At 70.1% G+C, this 17,888-nt stretch carries 15 protein-coding genes and 1 pseudogene; 9 read left to right on the forward strand and 7 right to left on the reverse strand.

The window, feature by feature from the left end; all coding sequences use genetic code 11:
• Positions 1-14: 14 nt before the first annotated feature.
• Positions 15-413, reverse strand: coding sequence for a hypothetical protein (locus FB561_RS07920; protein ID WP_145804552.1), 399 nt, complete (start codon positions 411-413; stop codon positions 15-17).
• 37 nt (positions 414-450) lie between these two features.
• On the opposite strand from FB561_RS07920, the gene FB561_RS07925 reads away from it, so the two are divergent.
• The gene (locus FB561_RS07925; protein WP_145804554.1) at positions 451-984 is read left to right on the forward strand and encodes an NUDIX hydrolase; all 534 of its coding nucleotides are present in this window, start codon (positions 451-453) and stop codon (positions 982-984) included.
• Here FB561_RS07925 and FB561_RS07930 read toward each other — a convergent pair.
• Both FB561_RS07930 and FB561_RS38930 read right to left on the reverse strand, forming a co-directional pair.
• Entirely contained in the window at positions 953-2,179 is a 1,227-nt protein-coding gene (locus FB561_RS07930) for an MFS transporter (RefSeq protein WP_145804556.1), read from the reverse strand. The genes FB561_RS07925 and FB561_RS07930 overlap by 32 nt on opposite strands.
• An 89-nt stretch (positions 2,180-2,268) precedes the next feature.
• A pseudogene (locus FB561_RS38930) lies at positions 2,269-2,981 on the reverse strand (SDR family NAD(P)-dependent oxidoreductase).
• Positions 2,982-3,037: 56 nt separating this feature from the next.
• Here FB561_RS38930 and FB561_RS07940 point away from each other — a divergent pair.
• Positions 3,038-3,787, forward strand: a complete 750-nt coding sequence (locus FB561_RS07940; RefSeq protein WP_145804558.1) for a class I SAM-dependent methyltransferase — start codon at positions 3,038-3,040, stop codon at positions 3,785-3,787.
• A 7-nt stretch (positions 3,788-3,794) separates the two neighbouring features.
• On the opposite strand, the gene FB561_RS07945 is transcribed toward FB561_RS07940, so the two are convergent.
• Positions 3,795-4,367, reverse strand: coding sequence for a TetR/AcrR family transcriptional regulator (locus tag FB561_RS07945; protein WP_145804560.1), 573 nt, complete (start codon positions 4,365-4,367; stop codon positions 3,795-3,797).
• 182 nt (positions 4,368-4,549) lie between these two features.
• On the opposite strand from FB561_RS07945, the gene FB561_RS38940 reads away from it, so the two are divergent.
• From FB561_RS38940 to FB561_RS07960, 4 genes are all read left to right on the forward strand, one after another.
• Positions 4,550-4,684 (forward strand): hypothetical protein, encoded by a 135-nt coding sequence (locus FB561_RS38940; protein ID WP_272952534.1) that lies wholly within the window; start codon positions 4,550-4,552, stop codon positions 4,682-4,684.
• A 118-nt stretch (positions 4,685-4,802) separates the two neighbouring features.
• Positions 4,803-5,933 (forward strand): lipid II:glycine glycyltransferase FemX, encoded by a 1,131-nt coding sequence (locus FB561_RS07950; RefSeq protein ID WP_145804562.1) that lies wholly within the window; start codon positions 4,803-4,805, stop codon positions 5,931-5,933.
• Positions 5,934-5,937: 4 nt separating this feature from the next.
• On the forward strand, positions 5,938-6,939 hold the full coding sequence (locus tag FB561_RS07955) for an alanine racemase (RefSeq protein ID WP_145804564.1): 1,002 nt from the start codon (positions 5,938-5,940) through the stop codon (positions 6,937-6,939).
• Positions 6,940-6,986: 47 nt separating this feature from the next.
• Positions 6,987-7,718: a methyltransferase domain-containing protein gene (locus FB561_RS07960; RefSeq protein WP_145804566.1), complete on the forward strand. Its 732-nt coding sequence runs from the start codon at positions 6,987-6,989 to the stop codon at positions 7,716-7,718.
• A 19-nt stretch (positions 7,719-7,737) separates the two neighbouring features.
• Here the strand turns inward: FB561_RS07960 and FB561_RS07965 are convergent, their stop codons facing one another.
• A complete protein-coding gene (locus FB561_RS07965; protein WP_145804568.1) occupies positions 7,738-8,895 on the reverse strand; it encodes an NAD-dependent epimerase/dehydratase family protein in 1,158 nt (385 codons plus the stop codon).
• A gap of 169 nt (positions 8,896-9,064) precedes the next feature.
• Here FB561_RS07965 and FB561_RS07970 point away from each other — a divergent pair, with 169 nt between their 5' ends.
• Together FB561_RS07970 and FB561_RS07975 are read left to right on the forward strand one after the other, a co-directional pair.
• Positions 9,065-9,799, forward strand: coding sequence for a class I SAM-dependent methyltransferase (locus FB561_RS07970; protein WP_238334702.1), 735 nt, complete (start codon positions 9,065-9,067; stop codon positions 9,797-9,799).
• The gene (locus tag FB561_RS07975; protein WP_145804572.1) at positions 9,796-10,257 is read left to right on the forward strand and encodes a GtrA family protein; all 462 of its coding nucleotides are present in this window, start codon (positions 9,796-9,798) and stop codon (positions 10,255-10,257) included. The genes FB561_RS07970 and FB561_RS07975 overlap by 4 nt, the downstream gene beginning before the upstream one ends.
• Here FB561_RS07975 and FB561_RS07980 read toward each other — a convergent pair.
• The gene (locus FB561_RS07980) at positions 10,172-12,313 is read right to left on the reverse strand and encodes a glycosyltransferase family 2 protein (RefSeq protein WP_238334703.1); all 2,142 of its coding nucleotides are present in this window, start codon (positions 12,311-12,313) and stop codon (positions 10,172-10,174) included. The two genes, FB561_RS07975 and FB561_RS07980, sit on opposite strands and share 86 nt — an antisense overlap.
• A gap of 62 nt (positions 12,314-12,375) precedes the next feature.
• Positions 12,376-13,311 carry an NAD-dependent epimerase/dehydratase family protein gene (locus tag FB561_RS07985; protein WP_145804576.1) on the reverse strand — a complete coding sequence of 312 codons (936 nt, stop codon included), beginning with the start codon at positions 13,309-13,311 and terminating at the stop codon, positions 12,376-12,378.
• Positions 13,312-13,653: 342 nt separating this feature from the next.
• On the opposite strand from FB561_RS07985, the gene FB561_RS07990 reads away from it, so the two are divergent.
• On the forward strand, positions 13,654-17,613 hold the full coding sequence (locus FB561_RS07990; RefSeq protein WP_238334704.1) for a GH92 family glycosyl hydrolase: 3,960 nt from the start codon (positions 13,654-13,656) through the stop codon (positions 17,611-17,613).
• The last annotated feature ends 275 nt before the right edge of the window (positions 17,614-17,888 follow it).

Below are 17,888 nucleotides of genomic sequence, written 5' to 3' on the forward strand. Positions count from 1 at the left end.
CTGACCGCGGCAGGTCAGGTGTCCTTTGCCTTGAGGTTGTGCAGCCAGTAGGTGATCCCCCACGGCAGCAACAGCGCGAGGGCACCGGTGTCGCGATCCGGGATCAGGATGTCGGCGCCGACCGCGGCCACCACCGCCAGCGTGGTCACGTGGAAGACGGTCAGCGAGCCCACCACGATCCGGCTCAGCTTCAGCCGCCCGGTCGCGCAGGCCGCGTAGACCACGGCGAGACCGAGGACGATCGCCGCCGCGACCACGACACCGACCCAGGCGAGACCGCCGTACCGCTGGTGCGAGCCGGCGATGTCGGACGCCAGGAACAAGGCGATCAGCAGGCACAGCACCGAGCAGGTCCAGAGCAGACCGGTGAAGGTGCGCTGGGCCTTGTCGGGATCAGGAGCGGCGGACGCCATGGGCGGGACGGTACAGCAGCATCGGAGAATCGAGCGTATGCAGAGTTGGGCTGAGCGTTTTCCCGAGTTGTACGCACCCGGGTACTGGGCGTGGGGCGAGCTGGACGTCCAGTTCGGTACCGAGCAGCCGCCGGACGAGCTGATCAGCAACGTCCACGTGGTCGCACGGAGCGAGGGCGGCGTGGTCGTCTGCCGCAACGACCTCGGCTGGCGCTTCCTGCCCGGCGGCACCCGCGAACCGGACGAGCCGATCCTGCAGACGGCCCGGCGCGAACTCCTCGAAGAAGCCGGCGCCACCCTGCTCAGCGACCCGATCTGGTTGGGCGCGCACCGGGCCGACCACCGGCGCCCCGAGCCGTACCGTCCGCATCTGCCGCATCCGGTCTCCTACTGGGCGACCGTCGTCGCGGACGTCGCCGTCGACGCGGAACCGGGCAACCCCGAGGACGGCGAGCAGGTCGTCGAGGTCCTCGTCCTGCCGCCGGACGAGGCGGTCACGTACCTCGCGGCGCACCCCGACGGCGTGATGGCGGAGACACTCAGGCTCGCTCAGGCGATGGGGCTGGTGTAGCGACACGCCACGGCAGCGCGCAAACACTGAGCAGACAACAGCACCCGGCGACCAGCAACGCCCCGCGCATCCCGATCAGCCCGGCCAGCGCACCACCCAGCGCCATGAACGCCGGCTGCACGGACCGCGAGGTGATCGACCACGAGGCGAGGACCCGGGCCAGGTGACCGTCCTCGGTCTGCTCCATCCGGTAAGTGGCGAACGACGGGTTGAACGCGCCGGCGGCAACCAGCATCCCGGTCTGCGCGACCAGGATCAGGACGAACCCGCCTACCCCGGGCGTTGCCAAAGGCAACAACAGCAGCCAGGGCGCGCGGAGTACGCCGAAGACGAGCAGCATCCGGTGCAGGGACCAGCGGCGTGTCAACCGAGGAGCCAGCCAGGCTCCGACGACGCCACCGAGACAAGGTGCACCGAGGGCGAGGCCGTACTGCCAGGGCGCCAGCTGCAGATCGCGGAGCATGAAGATGACGAGCAGCGGCGACACCATCATCACCGGACCACCGAACAACTGCGTGTTCCAGAACAGCGCCCGCAGACCGCGATGGCCGAGGAGGTACCGCCAGCCCGCGCGGAAGTCCGGCTTGCCCTTCCCGGCGACCGGCTCGGGCTCAGGCTGCCGGATCCGCCGGATGCCCAGCGCGGACAGCAGGAACGACGCCGCGTCGACGGCCAGCGTCAGGGTCGCCCCGATCAGCCCGACCAGCGCGCCGCCGATCGGTGGGCCGACACTCAGCGCGATCCAGCTCGTCGACTCGAACCGGCTGTTCGCCTCGGCCCGTCCGTCGGCCGGCACCAGCGCCTTCAGATGCGCGCCGCTCGCCGCGGTGAACGCGATCATCGCTGCCGACTGCAGGACCCCGACAACACACAACTGCGCGTACGTCAGCACTCCGAACGCGGCCGCGATCGGCACGCTCGCCAACGCCGCGAACCGGACCAGATCAGCACCGATCATCACCGGGCGCTTGTGCCGGCGCTCGATGAAGGACCCGGACGGCAACGCGATCGCGGCCCCCGCGATGGCGGACACCGCGGCGAGCATGGACACCTGGAAGGTGCTGACGTCGAGCACGAGCACCGCAACCAACGGCAGCGCGCCAGCACCGATCGCGCTGCCCGCGGCGCTCACCGCGAACGCCGTCCACAACCGCCGGAAGTCCGGCCCCAGCGAACTCCCCAGCACCGACGGCATCCGCCGATCGTAAGGAAGCCGGCCGACAGAACAGGCCACCGCCACTGACAGCTTGAGGCCAGCGCAGCTTGAGGCCAGCGCGGCCAAGGTCAGCGTAGGTTGAGGCCTCCGTCGAGGAGGATCACCTCGCCGGTGAGGTACTGGTTCGCGATGATCGCGGCGATCAGGTCTGCCACGTCGGACGGCTGAGCGGCTCGGCCCATCGGGCTCGCGGTCCGCCACAGCTCCTGGGCTGCGGTCCAGTCGGCGGTGAGTGGGGTGTCGACCAGGCCGGGTGCGACCGCGTTCACCCGGATGTCCGGACCGAGTGCGGCCGCCAGCAACTTGGTCGTGTGGTTGAGGGCGGCCTTGCTCGCGGCGTACGCGACCGAACTCCCCTTCGGCCGGACGCCGGCGTGGCTGGTGACGTTGACGATCGACCCACCCGTCTCGCGCAGCGCGGGCACGGCCGCGGTACACAGCAGCCACGGGGCGACCAGGTTGACGTCGAGCAGCTTGCGCCAGTCGGTCGCGCTCAGTCCGGCCAGGTCGTCGTGCGGTACCGGCCAACTGATCCCGCATTGTTCACCAGGACGTCGAGCCGCCCGTACTCGGCCAGCACGCGCGGGACCAGGCCGGCCGCCTCCTCGTCGTCGCCGAGGTCGGCCTGCAGATACGTCCCACCCAGCTCGGCCGCCAACGCGAGGCCCTCGTCCCGCGACGAGCGCGAGTGCACCACGACCGTCATCCCGTCGGCCGCGAGCCGCCGGACCGTCGCCGCGCCGATCCCCGAGGTCGAACCAGTTACCAGTGCCACACCCATGCCGGTCAGCAAATCAGATGGACCGACCGCGGCCCGCCTCCCTACGGTTGACGGTCATGAAGCCGTACGAGGTACTGGTCGAGGAAGCCGTGTCCGCGGGGTTCAGCGGCTGGGACTTCCGCTGGCTGGAAGGGCGCGCGTCGTCGGCCTCGCCGTCCTGGTCGTACCCCGAGGTGGCCGCCGCCGCGCTCGGCCCGGACGTCCGGTTGCTCGACATCGACACCGGGGGCGGCGAGTTGCTCGCGTCGTTCGCCCCATTGCCCAAAGCAACCATCGCCACCGAGGGGTACGCGCCGAACGTGCCGATCGCGCGGGACCGGCTCGGCCCGCTCGGCGTCGAGGTCCGTGAGCATCCTGCCGGCGAGGAGCTTCCGGTCGAGGACGGCGGCGTCGACGTCGTACTGAACCGGCACGGCCGCCTCGACGTACCCGATCTCGCCCGGGTGCTGCGATCCGGTGGACTGCTCGTCACGCAGCAGGTCGGCAGTGGGAACGACGCGGAGCTGAACGAGATCCTCGGGGCGCCGCCGCCGATCCCGCCCGGCTCGTTCACCGGCGAGGGCGCGGTCCGGGCGCTGGCCGACGCGGGGTTCGAGATCCTGGAGGCGGCCGAGGAGTTCCCGGAGTTCGTCCTGCACGACATCGGCGCGGTCGTGTTCCAGCTCCGCGCGATTCCTTGGCAGATCCCCGACTTCGACCTGGACCGGTACGACACCGCGCTGCGCCGGCTCGACCACACCCTGCGGACCGAGGGCCCGCTGGTCGTCCACGATCGCCGGTACCTCGTCCGTGCCCGCCGCCGGTAGAGCGCGGTCAAGCGGTCGGGTGGTAGCGCAGCCCGTCCATCAGCAGGTCCAGCAGCCGGCCGGCCTGTTCCCGGTTGGACCCGGCCGCGAGCCCGACGCCGGACAGGCTGACGAGGACATCGTCGGCGCGCACGTCGGCCCGGAGCTCCCCGGCGGCCGCGCCCGCCTCCAGGAGCGAGCGGACCGCACCGCCGAGCAGCTCGAAGCTGTGCGCGTACGGGTCGGCGCCCGCCGCGATCACCGCACGGAGGGCATCGGCCATCCCGATCTTGCGGGTCATGTAGTCGATGAAGCGGTCCATCCACGCCCGGGTGGCATCAACCGGGGACATGGCCTCGAGCAGTTCGGCGGCCGCGTCGCAGACCACTGCCAGCTCATTGCGGTAGGCCGCCTCGATCAGCGCGTCCCGGGTCGGAAAGTGCCGGTACAGCGTGCCGATGCCGACGCCGGCCTGCTTCGCGATCTGGTCCAGCGGGGCGTCCGGTCCGCACTCGGAGAAGACCCGGACGGCCGTCGACAGCAGCAGCTCGCGGTTCCGCTGCGCGTCCGCCCGGAGCGGACGGCCCCCCGTCGTCGTCATCCCCATCCCTCCTCGCCCGGCTGTGCCCCGAACCTAGCGGACGAGACCGCCCGGTCGATCAACGGAGGCAGCGCCGCTTAACTGGAATCCAACCGGAGAAGCCTCCGGTTAACAGTCTACGTTTCTCTTCCAGTGAGACCTCGGTCCTGCTGGCCGGTTCGCCGCTCGCCCAGGGCGTCACCGTGCGGTACTTCGAGGACACCAACGAGGCGCTGCCGAACGTCCCGAGCGAGAACACCGGCGTCGCGCCGTATGCGCTCGACCCCGAGGCGGCCACCCGGTTGTGGGAGGTCTCGCTGGAGCACGTGAAGTCCTGACCGCGGAGGACGCCCGGGGCTCGCGGCGCGATCGCGGGCGCCAGGCGTTCCGAAGTACGGGGTCCGGAACTCTTGCTCAACTGGGGTCTCGCGCTCAGGCCCGGTAACCTGACCGACCGTGAGTGACTTGAGCATCCGGACCATCTCCGCCGAGGAGCACGCCGCCTATCTGGCGAGTCAGCCGTCGGCGAGCTTCCTGCAGACCCCCGGGTGGGCGGCGGTGAAGAGTGAGTGGAAGGCCGAGTCGCTCGGATGGTTCGACCCGGCGGCACCGGACCAGCTGGTCGGCGTCGCGCTGGTGCTGTACCGGCAGATGCCGAAGGTGAAGCGCTACCTCGCGTACCTGCCCGAGGGGCCGGTGATCGACTGGGACGCGATCGACCTCGGCCGGTACCTGCGGCCGCTCGCCGAGCACGCCCAGGCGCAGGGCGCGTTCGGACTCCGGATGGGCCCGCCGGTGGCGACCCGGCGGTGGACCGCGAAGACGATCAAGGACGCGATCGCCGGCGGGCAGCAGCCCAAGCTGGGTGACGTCCGGGCGGACGTGATCGAGCCGTCCGGCGCCACCGTCACCGCGCAACTGCGGGCGCTGGGGTGGAAGGCGCCGCGCGTCGGCGAGGGGTTCGCGGCCGGACAGCCGCAGTACGTGTTCCAGGTGCCGCTGGCCGGTCGCACGCCGGACGACGTGCTCAAGGGCATGAACCAGCTCTGGCGCCGCAACATCAAGAAGGCCGACAAGCTCGGCGTCGAGGTCACCCTCGGGACCCCGGCCGACCTGAAGGCCTTCCACCAGCTGTACGTCGAGACGGCCGAGCGGGACCACTTCACCCCGCGGCCGCTGCCGTACTTCGAGAAGATGCAGGCCGCGCTGGCGAACCAGCCGGCCGAGGTCTGCGACTTCCGGCTCTACAACGCCCACCACGAAGGGGACCTGGTCGCCTCGACGATCTGGATCCGGGTGGGCGAGCACAGCTGGTACTCCTACGGGGCCAGCTCGACCGCCAAGCGGGACGTCCGCGGCTCGAACGCGATCCAGTGGCGGATGCTGTCGGACGCGCTCGAGGCGGGCGCGACCGTGTACGACCTACGGGGCATCACCGACACCTTGGACCCGAACGACTCGCACGTCGGGCTGATCCAGTTCAAGGTCGGCACCGGCGGCGAGGCCGTCGAGTACGTCGGTGAGTGGGATCTGCCGTTGAACAAGGCGCTCTACACCGCATTCGACCTCTACATGAGACGGCGTTGACACCATGCCCCTGACCCTGCACGTCGACTCCGATCGATGGCGCGAACATCTCCGTTCCACGTGGAACCCTGACGTCGTCCCGGTCGCCAAGGGCAACGGCTACGGTTTCGGCAACCTCCGGCTGCTGGCCGAGGCGCGGGCCCTCGGCGCGCAGACGGTCGCCGTCGGCACGTACAACGAGGTCCCGCAGGACTACCGCGACGACGTGGTCGTGCTGTCGCCGTGGCGGCCCTTCCTCGAGATCCCGCAGGGCAAGAACGTGATCCATACGGTCAGCCGGCTGGCCGACCTGGTCTCGATCCCGCCCGGCAGCCGGGTCCTGATCGAGGTCCAGACCTCGATGCGCCGGCACGGTATCGGCGCCCGCGAACTGCGGCACACGATGCTGCTGAACGCGCTCGACCGGATCCGGTTCGAGGGCTGGTCGCTGCACTTCCCGATGGGCGCGGGCGGTACGTCGGCGAACCTGCGGGAGGCCAACGAACTGGGCAAGGCGGCACTCGCCGTCCGGCCGGGTCCGCTCTGGGTCTCGCACGTCCCGGCGCAGAAGCTGGCCGACATCGGCGACAACGTCCGGCTCCGGATGGGCACGGGCCTGTGGCTCGGCGACCGCGGCGCGCTCTCGGTCAAGGCGACCGTGCTCGACGTGCACTCGGTCCGCCGCGGCGAACGGGTCGGGTACAGGCAGCGTCGGGTCAGCGGTGACGGGCACATCCTGGTCGTCTCGGGCGGGACGGCGCACGGCGTCGGCCTCGAGGCACCGACCGCGGCCGCGAGCGTCCGGCAGCGCGCGATCGCGATGGCGAAGGGGAGCCTGGACGCCGCCGGGATGGCGTTGTCGCCATTCACCATCGAGGGGAAGCAGCGCTGGTTCGCCGAGCCGCCGCACATGCAGGCCAGCATGCTGTTCCTGCCGTCGTCGGTCGCACCGCCGGCCGTGGGCGACGAGGTCGGGGTGGACGTCCGCTACACCACGACCACCTTCGACCGGGTTTCGATGGACTGAATCGGGTGGCTTGACTTCAGGTTCACCTGAAGTTGCAGCGTGGTCCCATGGCTGAGCTGAGCTTTCTGGATCGGATCGAGCAGACCACCGGCGCGCTGGGGCTGCGGGCGGAGTCGTACCGGCTGCTGGACCTGGCGCCCGGGGACACCTGTGTCGACGTGGCCTGCGGAGCCGGACATGCTGTCGCGGAGTTGTGCCGGGCGCAGATCAAGACGATCGGGGTCGACTCGGACCCCGATGCCGTCAGCACCGCGCGGGCCCGGACACCGGACGCGGTCATCCACATCGGCACGTCCGACCGGCTGCCGCTGGAGGACGAGTCCGTCGACGGGTACCGCGCGGCGCGGTTGTTCCACCTGCTCGCGGACCCGCTACCGACACTCGCCGAGGCGTACCGCGTGCTGCGGCCAGGTGGGCGTGCGGTCCTCGTCGGGCAGGACTACGGGTTCTTCCTGCTCGACAGCAGCGACCAGGACATGGCCGACGTCGTCCTGCTCGGCCTGGAGTCCCGGTCGGTCGCGCCGCGGGCGGCCCGGAGCTTCCGGGACTGGCTGCTCGACACCGGCTTCCACGACCCGGCCGTGGTCGTCCACAACCAGGTGATCACCGACCACCGACTGCTCGCGCGGCAGCTGGAGTCCGCCGCGTCGGCCGCCGTCGGCAAGGCGCTGATCACCCGCGACGACGCCGACACCTGGCTGGCCGAACAGGCCGACCGGGGTCACCGCGACCGCTTCCTCGCGATCCTGCCGACCGTGCTGGTCGCGGCGACCCGGTAAGTAGGCGACCCGGTGAGAATCAGCCGTCCTTGAGCCCGCCGCGCCAGCGCACGGTCGGGAGCAGGGCGGCCAGGTCGACCCGGTCCTTGTTGGCGGACACGATGTCGAACATCGACTCGATCAGCGTCTCCGACAGCAGGTGCGGCTGCAGGCCGAGGCCGACCAGGCCGGTGTGCTTGACGTTGTAGTAGTGCTCCGCCTGCTCGACCCGCGGGTTCTCCAGGTGCTCGACCTGGACCGGGCCGGGGAAGCACTCGGCCACCGTCTGCGCGATCTGGGCCACCGAGAAGCTCTCGGTCATCTGGTTGAAGACGCGGAACTCGCCGGCGTCGGCCGGGTTCTCCACGGCGAGCCGGACGCACTCGACGGTGTCCCGGATGTCCAGCACGCCCCGGGTCTGGCCGCCCTCGCCGTAGATGGTCAGCGGCTCACCGAGCACGGCCTGGATGACGAAGCGGTTGAGTACGGTGCCGAAGACGGCGTCGTAGTCGAACCGGGTCGCCAGCCGCGGGTCCTGGACCGTCTGCGGCGTCTGCTGGCCGTACACGACGCCCTGGTTGAGGTCGGTGACCCGCAGCCCCCAGATCCGGCAGCCGAACTCCAGGTTGTGCGAGTCGTGCACCTTGCTCAGGTGGTAGAACGAGCCCGGCTTCTTCGGGTAGAGCATCCGGTCCTTGCGGCCGTTGTGCTCGACCTCGAGCCAGCCCTCCTCGATGTCGATGTTCGGCGTGCCGTACTCGCCCATCGTGCCGAGCTTGACCAGGTGGATGCCCGGGTCGATCTCGGCGATCGCGTACATCAGGTTGAGCGTGCCGATCACGTTGTTCTGCTGCGTGTAGACCGCGTGCGCCCGGTCGATCATCGAGTAAGGCGCGGCTCGCTGCTCGGCGAAGTGCACGATCGCCTCGGGCCGGAACTCGCGCAGCACCTGGTACACGAAGTCGGCGTCCATCAGGTCACCCGTGTACTGGGTGAGCTGCCGGCCGGACACCTCCTGCCAGGCGGCCACCCGGGTGTCGAGGTCCTGGATCGGGACCAGACTCTGGACGCCCAGCTCGGTGTCGTAGCCGCGCCGGGCGAAGTTGTCGAGGACCGCGACCTCGTGGTCGCGATCGGAGAGATGCAGCGCTGTCGGCCACCCTAGGTAGCCATCACCACCCAGGACCAGTACCCGCACAGAGAGCCACCTTCGGAAGGGAAAAAGTTGCTGTCCTGTTCTTTTCTATCCTGTTCGGCGGTTCGGCTAACGTGATGAGTTCCACTTTGCCACCTGGGAGTTCACTGAGAATCCCGGTCCCGGAACCGCCGCGGGCGCGCCGGCAGGCGGACCAGGCACAATGGGGCGAATGCAGGAACATGCCGGTGCCTTCACCAACGCGACCGGGCGCGACCTCGAGCAGGGTGGCGCCGACCAGCCGCGATACCGCCGCTACCAGTTCGGCCTGATCGCGCCGCACTGCGGCCGCTCGGTGCTGGAGGTGGGCGCCGGGCTGGGCGAGTTCGCCGCGCAGTTCACCGAGCTGCCCGGCCAGGAGCTGGACCGGCTGGTGCTGACCGACGCCGATCCGGGCGCGGTCGAGCTGCTCGGTCAGCGGTTCGCGCACCGGCCCGAGGTCGAGGCGCGCCAGCTCGCCCTGGGCGGTGAGCTGAGCCTGGACAAGCCGGTGGACTCGGTGATCGCGATCAACGTGCTCGAGCACATCGAGGACGACGCGGGCGCGCTGCGCGGACTGGCCGGCCTGGTGGTTCCCGGCGGCACCATCGTGCTCTGGGTGCCCGGGTACCAGCAGCTGTACGGCGAGTTCGACCGCCGGGTCGGCCACGTCCGCCGGTACACGCCCTCGACCCTCGCCGACGCGATCACCCGCGCCGGACTCCAGGTCGAGCTGGCCAAACCGGTGAACCTGCTCGGCGGGATCGCCTGGTGGGCGGCCGTCCGGCGCGGCGGCAGTACCAGCCCGAACCCGCGGCTGGTGTCGATCTACGACCGCTTCGTGGTCCCGGTGACCCGGGCCGTGGAGCGCCGGGTCCGGGTGCCGTTCGGTCAGACGGTGCTCGCGGTCGCCCGGGTACCGGCGTGACCCGGCCGCGGTTCCGGGTCCTGCTCTGGGCGAAGTACTCCGCCTCGTCGGTGATCGCCGGCGTGATCAGCGAGCTGGCATTCGTGCTGTGTTACTGGCTCGGGACCCGGCCGTTGTGGGCCAGCGTGATCGCCTTCCTGGCCGGCGCGCTGCCGAACTACGTGCTCAACCGGCGCTGGGCCTGGGGCCGGACCGGCCGCGCCGACCGGACCCGCGAACTGTTGCCGTACGCAATCATCGTGGTGGTGACCGCGCTCGCGGCGGCGGCGGCCACCAGTGCCGCGGACCACTGGCTGCGGGACCGGATCGCCTCGCACACCTGGCAGACGATCCTGGTCAGCGCGACCTTCCTGGCGACCTACGGGGTGATGTTCATCCTGAAGTTCGTGCTGTTCGACCGGTACGTGTTCGCCAAGCCGGCCGCAGCACGTACTCCCGCCACCACGTCCCGGTCATGACGCGCGCGTAGTTCGCGCCGTACACCAGGCCGGGGCCCTTCTTGCTGGACCCGTCGCCGCGGCGCCGCATCGTCATCGGCAGCTCGACCACCCGGCCACCGGTCCCGAGGACGCCGAGCAGCAACTCGGACGACTGGTACTGCGGTTCGCGCAACGTCACCGAGCACGCGAGCCCGGCCCGCATCGCCCGGAAGCCGAACGACGTGTCGGTCAGCTTCTTCCGGGTCAGGATCGACGCCAGCACCGCGAAGACCCGGACCCCGACCCAGCGGAGCCGGCTGTCCGCGTCCTCCTGGCCGAGCCGGCGGGACCCGGTGACGAAGTCGGCCCGCCCTTCGAGGATCGGCTGCAGCAACACGGGCAGCTCGTCGTTGTCGTACTGCCCGTCCGCGTCCGTGGTCGCGATGTACTGCGCACCGCCCTGCGCGGCCAGGTGGTACCCGAGGCGCAGCGCGGCCCCCTGGCCACGGTTCACCGGTGCGGCACAGACGTACGCCCCGTGCGCGGCGGCCACCTCGGCCGTGTCGTCCTCGGCTCCGTCGACCACGACCAGCACGTCCACGGGGAGACCGGAGCACGTCTTCGGCATGTTCGCGAGCACGGGACCGATCCCGCCCGCCTCGTTGTAAGCGGCAATCACCACGACGAGCGGAGCGAACGCCGGGTCGCCGTGCCGGTCCTTGAAGTCGTCCAGCGCCTCGGAGTCCACCTTGTCCGGGTACGCCGCGAGTGGTGGGCGCTGCTGGCTCCGACCGAGCAGGGCCGTCAGTCCGAGCGCACCGGCGAGCGGGAACAGTACGAGGCCGGGCAGCTGGTAGCGCCAGGAGAACTCGAACGCGGCGGACCCGAGCAGCAGCACCACGGCAGCACTCACCGGCAACAACGCGGCGGCGCGGAGCCGGGACTGCTTGGCCCGGCCGACCCCGAACGCGGCGGCCAACGCGATCAGGCCTGCGATCCCGAGGACGAGGCCGGGCGTGAATCCGCCGTTCAGCTGGTAGGCACGCAGCACCGTGGCCGGGCCCTTGTTGACGTGCGGCTCCATCCCGCCGAACTTCTCGGACGCCTGCGCGGTCTTCTCGTCCTGGAGATTCGGGTAGCTGAGCTGGAACTGCCAGCGCTCCAACGGCACGTCGTCGGGCGACGTGGTCCGGGTCGGCGCGAACCCCTTGAGGAAGTCCTTGCCCGCCGCCCACGCGACGTCGAACGGCTGGTGCCGCAGGACGATGCCGCTGAACTCCTTGGCCAGTTGCGGTTTCGTGGTCCCCGGCGGCAGCTCGCCCGGCCAGTTCGGGTCGCCGTACCGGTTGTGCGCGTACCTGTCGACGCCCATCCGTTCGCCGAGCGGCTCCTTCGGGCAGAACAGCCGGGTGCCCTCGTCGAGCGGCAGCTTCGCGCAGTTCGCGACCACGGCGGTCCGGCCGTACAGGACCTGGTTCTCGGCGCCCGAGATCGCCCACCGCCCGGTCTCGGCGTGGACGTACCCGACGTACGCGCCGAACGGGATCGCGAACGCCGCGAGCATCGCCGCACTCCGGACGACCACCCGCCACACACTGGTCCGCCAGGCCGCGCCGACCACCACCAGGTACAGGAGGACGGCGACGACCAGCGTGACGCCGATCGTGCGGAGGGCGAACGCAGCCCCCAGGATCAGTCCGGCGAGAGCGGCCCGCTTCCAGTTGGGGACGCCCCAGCCGAGCAGGACCCAGAGCAGGGCGACCAGCAGGACGTCGAAGGCGGTCTCGGCCATGATGTTCTGCTCGATCTGCACCTGGTACGCGTCGAGCAGCAGCGGCGCCGCGGCCAGTGCGGCGAGCCAGCGGTACACGCCGAGCCGCCGGGCCAGCGCGTAGATCGCGACGCCGAGCAGCAGACCGACGACGTGCTGGACGATCACGACGGTGGTGAGACCGCCGATCTCCACCAGCGGGCGCAGCAGGACCGAGTAGCCGATCGGGTTGAGCTGGTCCGGCTTCAGCGACCGCATGTTCTCCAGGTAGTGCACGGAGTCCACGTAGATGATCGCCGGCCGGTACGCGATCGTCGCCAGCACTCGGAGAACCGCCCCCGCCACCAGGAGGAGCAGGAGCAGCCAGTGCCTTCTGAGCTGGGCGATCACTGGTCGCGGAAGTACTGCCAGGTGCGGGCCAGGCCGTCGGCGAGCGATACGGTCGGCCGGTACCCGAGCGTCTCCGCGCTCCGGGCCACGTCGACCACCACGGCCGGCATCTCCCCCGCGGGCGCGTCCACGTGCTCGGCCGGCACCGGGCACCCGGTCACCGCCCGCACCGTCTCGACCAGTTCGAGCACGGAGACCGACGTCCCCGAGCCGACGATCGCGCGACCGTCGAACGCCTTGTCCAGCGCGAGCAGGATCCCGGCGACCACGTCGTCGATGAAGACGAGATCGCGGCGTTGCTTGCCGTCCCCGTAGATCCGGACGCCCTCGTCCGTCAGCGCGGCCCGCATCATCCGCGGCACGAAGCTGTCCTTGTGCGACATGCCCGGCCCGTACACGTTGGTGAACCGCAGCGCCGCGGTCGCGAGCCCGTAGCTCCCCGAGTACGCCGACAGCAGCATCTCGCACGCGGCCTTGGTCGCCCCGTACGGCGTCAGCGGGCGCAACGGCAGCTCGGCGGAGATGGTCTCGGTTCCGACGTCGCCGACCACCGCGTTGGTGGAAGCGAGCACGAACCGGTCCACCCCACTGCCGCGGGACAGCTCGAGCAGGACCTGCGTGATGGTGACGTTCTCGGCGAAGGTCCGCATCGGCGCGTCCACCGACCGCAGCACCGAGGTCAGCGCGGCCAGGTGGATCACGGACCGCGGCCGCGTCTCGAACGCCGCGATGCAGACCTCCTGCTCGGCCAGGTCCCCGGTCACGACCGTGACACCGTCGTCCCACTCGGCCGCGGGCGGCTCCCGATCGACCGCGGTGACCGGTACTCCGCGGGACCGCAGCGCGGCGACCACCGCCCGGCCGATGAACCCGGACGCTCCGGTCACCAGCACTCGCTCGGTCTCTGCCAGTTCCGCAGTCGCCTCAGCCATGCCGTCAACCTACCCGCCGGACCCGCACCACTCACCATCACGCCGAGTCGCAGCGTTCCGCGCGGGGCCAACGCTCAGCCGCGCAGGAGGCGGCAAGGTTGATGAGTGCTGCAGATTCGCAGACGCAGTGCGACGACGTCTTGACCCAAAGTCACCAGAGCGGGAGGATGCCGACGACGCGGGCTGACAACCTTGTCATCGGGGCCGCGTGACCGTTGCGGTGCGCGGGGGCCGTGGATCCGGCTGCCGGGGGCCGTCCTGCCGTGCAAGGAGCCGTAGATGAAACTCCGCCGCCCACTGGGGCTCGTCACGTCTCTCGGGCTTGTTGTGACAATGTCTGCCATGACGTCAGCGAGCGCCTCCGTCCCCACCGAGACCCAGGCCGGTTCTCAGCCGGTCGCGAGTGGGGCCTCCTACTTCACCTCCTTCGAGCCGGGCCAGCCGCAGCCCGGGTACACCGACGCGGTCGAGACCGGGCCGGACGGGAAGCCGCGGGCCGACGGCGTCCGCGGCCCGACGCCGACCGGGATCGGCGGCAGCGAGATGGACAAGGTCACCAGGGTGACGGCGAACGGCGAGAACACCGGCGGCGGTGAGATCGCGTCGAACGTGGCCGACGGGGACAAGTTCACCAAGTGGCTGGTGTTCGAGCCGACCGGCTGGCTGACGTACCAGACCTCGCAGCCGGTGACGATCCGGAAGTACGCGCTGACCTCGGCCAACGACGCCGACGGCCGCGACCCGAAGAACTGGACCCTGCTCGGCTCGAACGACGGCAGCACCTGGACCACGCTGGACACCCGGACGAACGAGGACTTCGAGAACCGGTTCCAGACCAAGGAGTTCACCGTCGCCAACGAGACGGCGTACTCCTTCTACAAGCTGGACATCACCCAGAACCACGGCGAGAACATCGTCCAGCTCGCCGACTGGTACCTGTCGAACGGCGCCCCGTTGCCGCCTCCTGGTGAGACGGCCGAGTCCCGGCTCGACTCCGGTCCGACCAGTGCGTACAACGCGCGCGCCCGGGTCGGGTTCACCGGGGTGAAGTCGTTCCGGTACGCCGGGCACCAGACCGCCGAGGGCCGCGGGTACACCTGGAACAAGATCGCCGACGTGGACCTGAAGGTCGGCAAGGACACCCGGCTGTCGTACAAGATCTTCCCCGAGCACGTCGAGGGCGACCTGAGTTACCCGAGTACGTTCGCCGCGCTCGATCTCGCGTTCTCCGACGGCACGTACCTGAGTGACCTGAAGGCGAAGGACCACCACGGATTCGAGCTGAGTCCGCGGGGTCAGGGCGACGCGAAGGGCCTGTCCACGAACCAGTGGAACAACGTCGAAGCCGACCTCGGCCAGGTGGCGGCCGGCAAAACGGTGACGCGCATCCTGGTCGGGTACGACAAGCCGTCCGGGCCGTCCGACTTCCGCGGCTGGATCGACGACGTGCGGATCGCGAAGGCGGAGAACCCGGACGAGGCGGCTCGCAAGACCGCGGCCAAGCACCCGTCGGACCTGGCCGTGACGACCCGCGGGACGAACGCGACCGGCGGCTTCTCGCGGGGCAACAACATCCCGGCGAGCGCGGTGCCGCACGGGTTCAACTTCTGGACCCCGGTGACGAACGCGGGTTCGACCTCCTGGTTGTACGACTACGCCAAGGGCAACAACGCCGAGAACAAGCCGCAGCTCGAGGCGCTCTCGATCAGCCACGAGCCGAGTCCGTGGATGGGTGACCGGCAGACGTTCCAGGTGATGCCGTCGACCGCGGCGAAGCCGACCGCCGATCGCGACGCGCGGGCGTGGGCGTTCAGCCACGACAACGAGATCGCCCGGCCGTACTACTACGGCGTGACGTTCGACAACGGCAACGCGGTCGAGCTGGCCCCGACCGACCACGCGGCGATGCTGCGGTTCTCGTTCCCGGCCGGCCAGGCGTCGCTCGTGTTCGACAACGTCAACAACAACGGCGGCCTGACGCTCGACCCGGAGACCGGCGTCGTGACCGGGTACAGCGACGTGAAGAGCGGACTGTCCACCGGCGCCGGCCGGCTGTTCGTGTACGGCGTGGTCGACCAGAAGGTGGTTGCCTCGGGCAAGCTCGCGGACGGCGGCGGCGCCAACGTCGGCGGGTACTTCTCGTTCGACCCCAAGGTGACCCAGGTCCAGCTCCGGATCGCCACCTCGCTGATCGGTACGGCGCAGGCGAAGAAGAACCTGGAGCTCGAGCTCGGCGCGGACAGCAAGTTCGACAAGGTGAAGGCGGCCGCGCGGAAGCTGTGGGACGCCAAGCTCCGCACCGTCGAGGTCGAGGGCGCCAGCGCGGACCAGCTGACCACCCTCTACTCGAACCTGTACCGGCTGTTCCTCTACCCGAACAACGGCTCGGAGAACACCGGGACCGCGAAGAAGCCGGTGATCACGTACGCGTCGCCGGTCTCGCCGAAGGTGGGCACCGACACCCCGACGACCACGGGGTCCAAGATCGTCGCGGGCCAGACCTATGTGAACAACGGCTTCTGGGACACGTACCGGACCGTCTGGCCCGCGTACGCGCTGTTCTCGCAGGACACCGCGGACGACCTGGTCAACGGGTTCGTCCAGCAGTACAAGGACGGCGGCTGGATCTCCCGCTGGTCCTCACCGGGCTACGCCAACCTGATGGTCGGCACCAGCTCCGACGTCGCGTTCGCGGACGCGTACCTCAAGGGCGTCCAGGGCATCGACCTGGAGGCGACCTACGACGCGGCGCTGAAGAACGCGGCCGCCCGCCCGCCGACCGCGAACGTCGGCCGCAAGGGGCTCGACCGGTCCACCTTCAACGGGTACACCGCGAACACCACGGCCGAGGGCTTCAGCTGGTCGATGGACGGCTACATCAACGACTTCGGCATCGCGAACATGTCGAAGGCGCTGTACGACGCGGCGAAGAAGAACGACCCGCGCAAGCAGGAGTACCTGGACAACTACCAGTACTACCTGAACCGGGCCCGGAACTACGTCACCCTGTTCGACCCGGCGCTCGGGTTCTTCCAGGGCAAGGACCCGGACGGCGTCTGGGGCAACTCGCCGAGCACGTTCGACCCGCGCGACTGGGGTCACGACTACACCGAGACGAACGCGTGGAACATGGCCTTCTCGGTCCCGCAGGACGGCGCCGGCCTGGCCGCGTTGTACGGCGGACGGGACGGATTGGCGAAGAAGCTGGACGAGTTCTTCACCACCCCGGAGGACGCCACCCACGTCGGCGGGTACGGCGGCGCCATCCACGAGATGCTCGAGGCCCGGGACGTCCGGATGGGCCAGTACGGCCACTCGAACCAGCCGTCGCACCACATCGCGTACATGTACAACTTCGCGGGTCAGCCGGCCAAGACCCAGGAGAAGGTGCGCGAGGTGCTGGACCGGTTGTACCTCGGCTCGGAGATCGGCCAGGGCTACCCCGGCGACGAGGACAACGGCGAGATGTCCGCGTGGTGGCTGTTCAGCATGCTCGGCTTCTACCCGCTGCAGGTGGGCTCGCCGACGTACGCGATCGGGTCGCCGCTGTTCACCAAGGCGACGGTGAACCTGCCGAACGGCAAGAAGCTCGTCGTCAGCGCGCCGGAGAACAGCGCCGCGAACAAGTACGTGAAGGGCGTCAAAGTCAACGGCAAGAAGTGGACCTCGACCGCGCTGCCGCACGACCTGATCGGCCAGGGCGGCAAGATCGAGTTCGAGCTGACCGACCGGCCGGCCAGCTGGGGCAGCGGCCGCAACGACGCCCCGCCGTCGATCACGAAGCCGGGCGAGGACCCGATGACGTGGCGGGACTCGACCGAGGACGACGGCGCGGTGGTCGCGGCCGGCGGGGCGGACGTGTCCGCGCTGACCGACAACGACTCCACCAAGCAGGTCACGCTGACCGGGGCCACCCCGACCGTGACGGTTCAGCTGCAGCAGGGCCGCCCGGTCACGATGTACACGCTGACCAGCGGCACTACCGGCGCGGCGCCGTCGGCGTGGAAGCTGGAGGGCTCGAACGACGGGACCACCTGGACCAAGGTCGACGAACGGACCGGCCAGACCTGGGCGTTCCCGGCGTACACCCGGTCGTTCAGCGTCACCGCGCCGAAGGCGTACACCCAGTACCGGCTGGTGCTGACGCCGGCGGCCGGGGCGAGCGGGGTGACGCTGTCCGAGATCGAGCTGCTCGGCACCCTGAAGGGGATCGAGGCCGGGACGCACCCAAGCGACCAGCGGGTCGCGGAGGCCAAGCCGACCCCGACGCCGTCGCAGTCGATCGAGCGCAACTACGGCTGACGCGAAGAGCCGCGGCGACCGGTGGGTCGCCGCGGCTCGTTCGACCAGGTTCTCCGGCGGAACCTGCCCCTGAGAGGTTCCGCCGGACAACTGTGAAGAAGAGGGAGGGGTGGCGTCCCCGCCCGGACTACCACCCCTTCCACCCGTACTGACGAACAACCTCCGGGATAGGTTGCCTCGGTCCGGAAGAGTCCATATCCCGAGACGTGCGGGCGAGGGTAGCGTCCGCGCCACCCTCAGCCGGGCGGTAGAGCCAGGGTGCGGCGCCGCCGGTC

The organism is Kribbella amoyensis, from assembly GCF_007828865.1.
In the GTDB taxonomy this organism is placed as follows: domain Bacteria; phylum Actinomycetota; class Actinomycetes; order Propionibacteriales; family Kribbellaceae; genus Kribbella; species Kribbella amoyensis.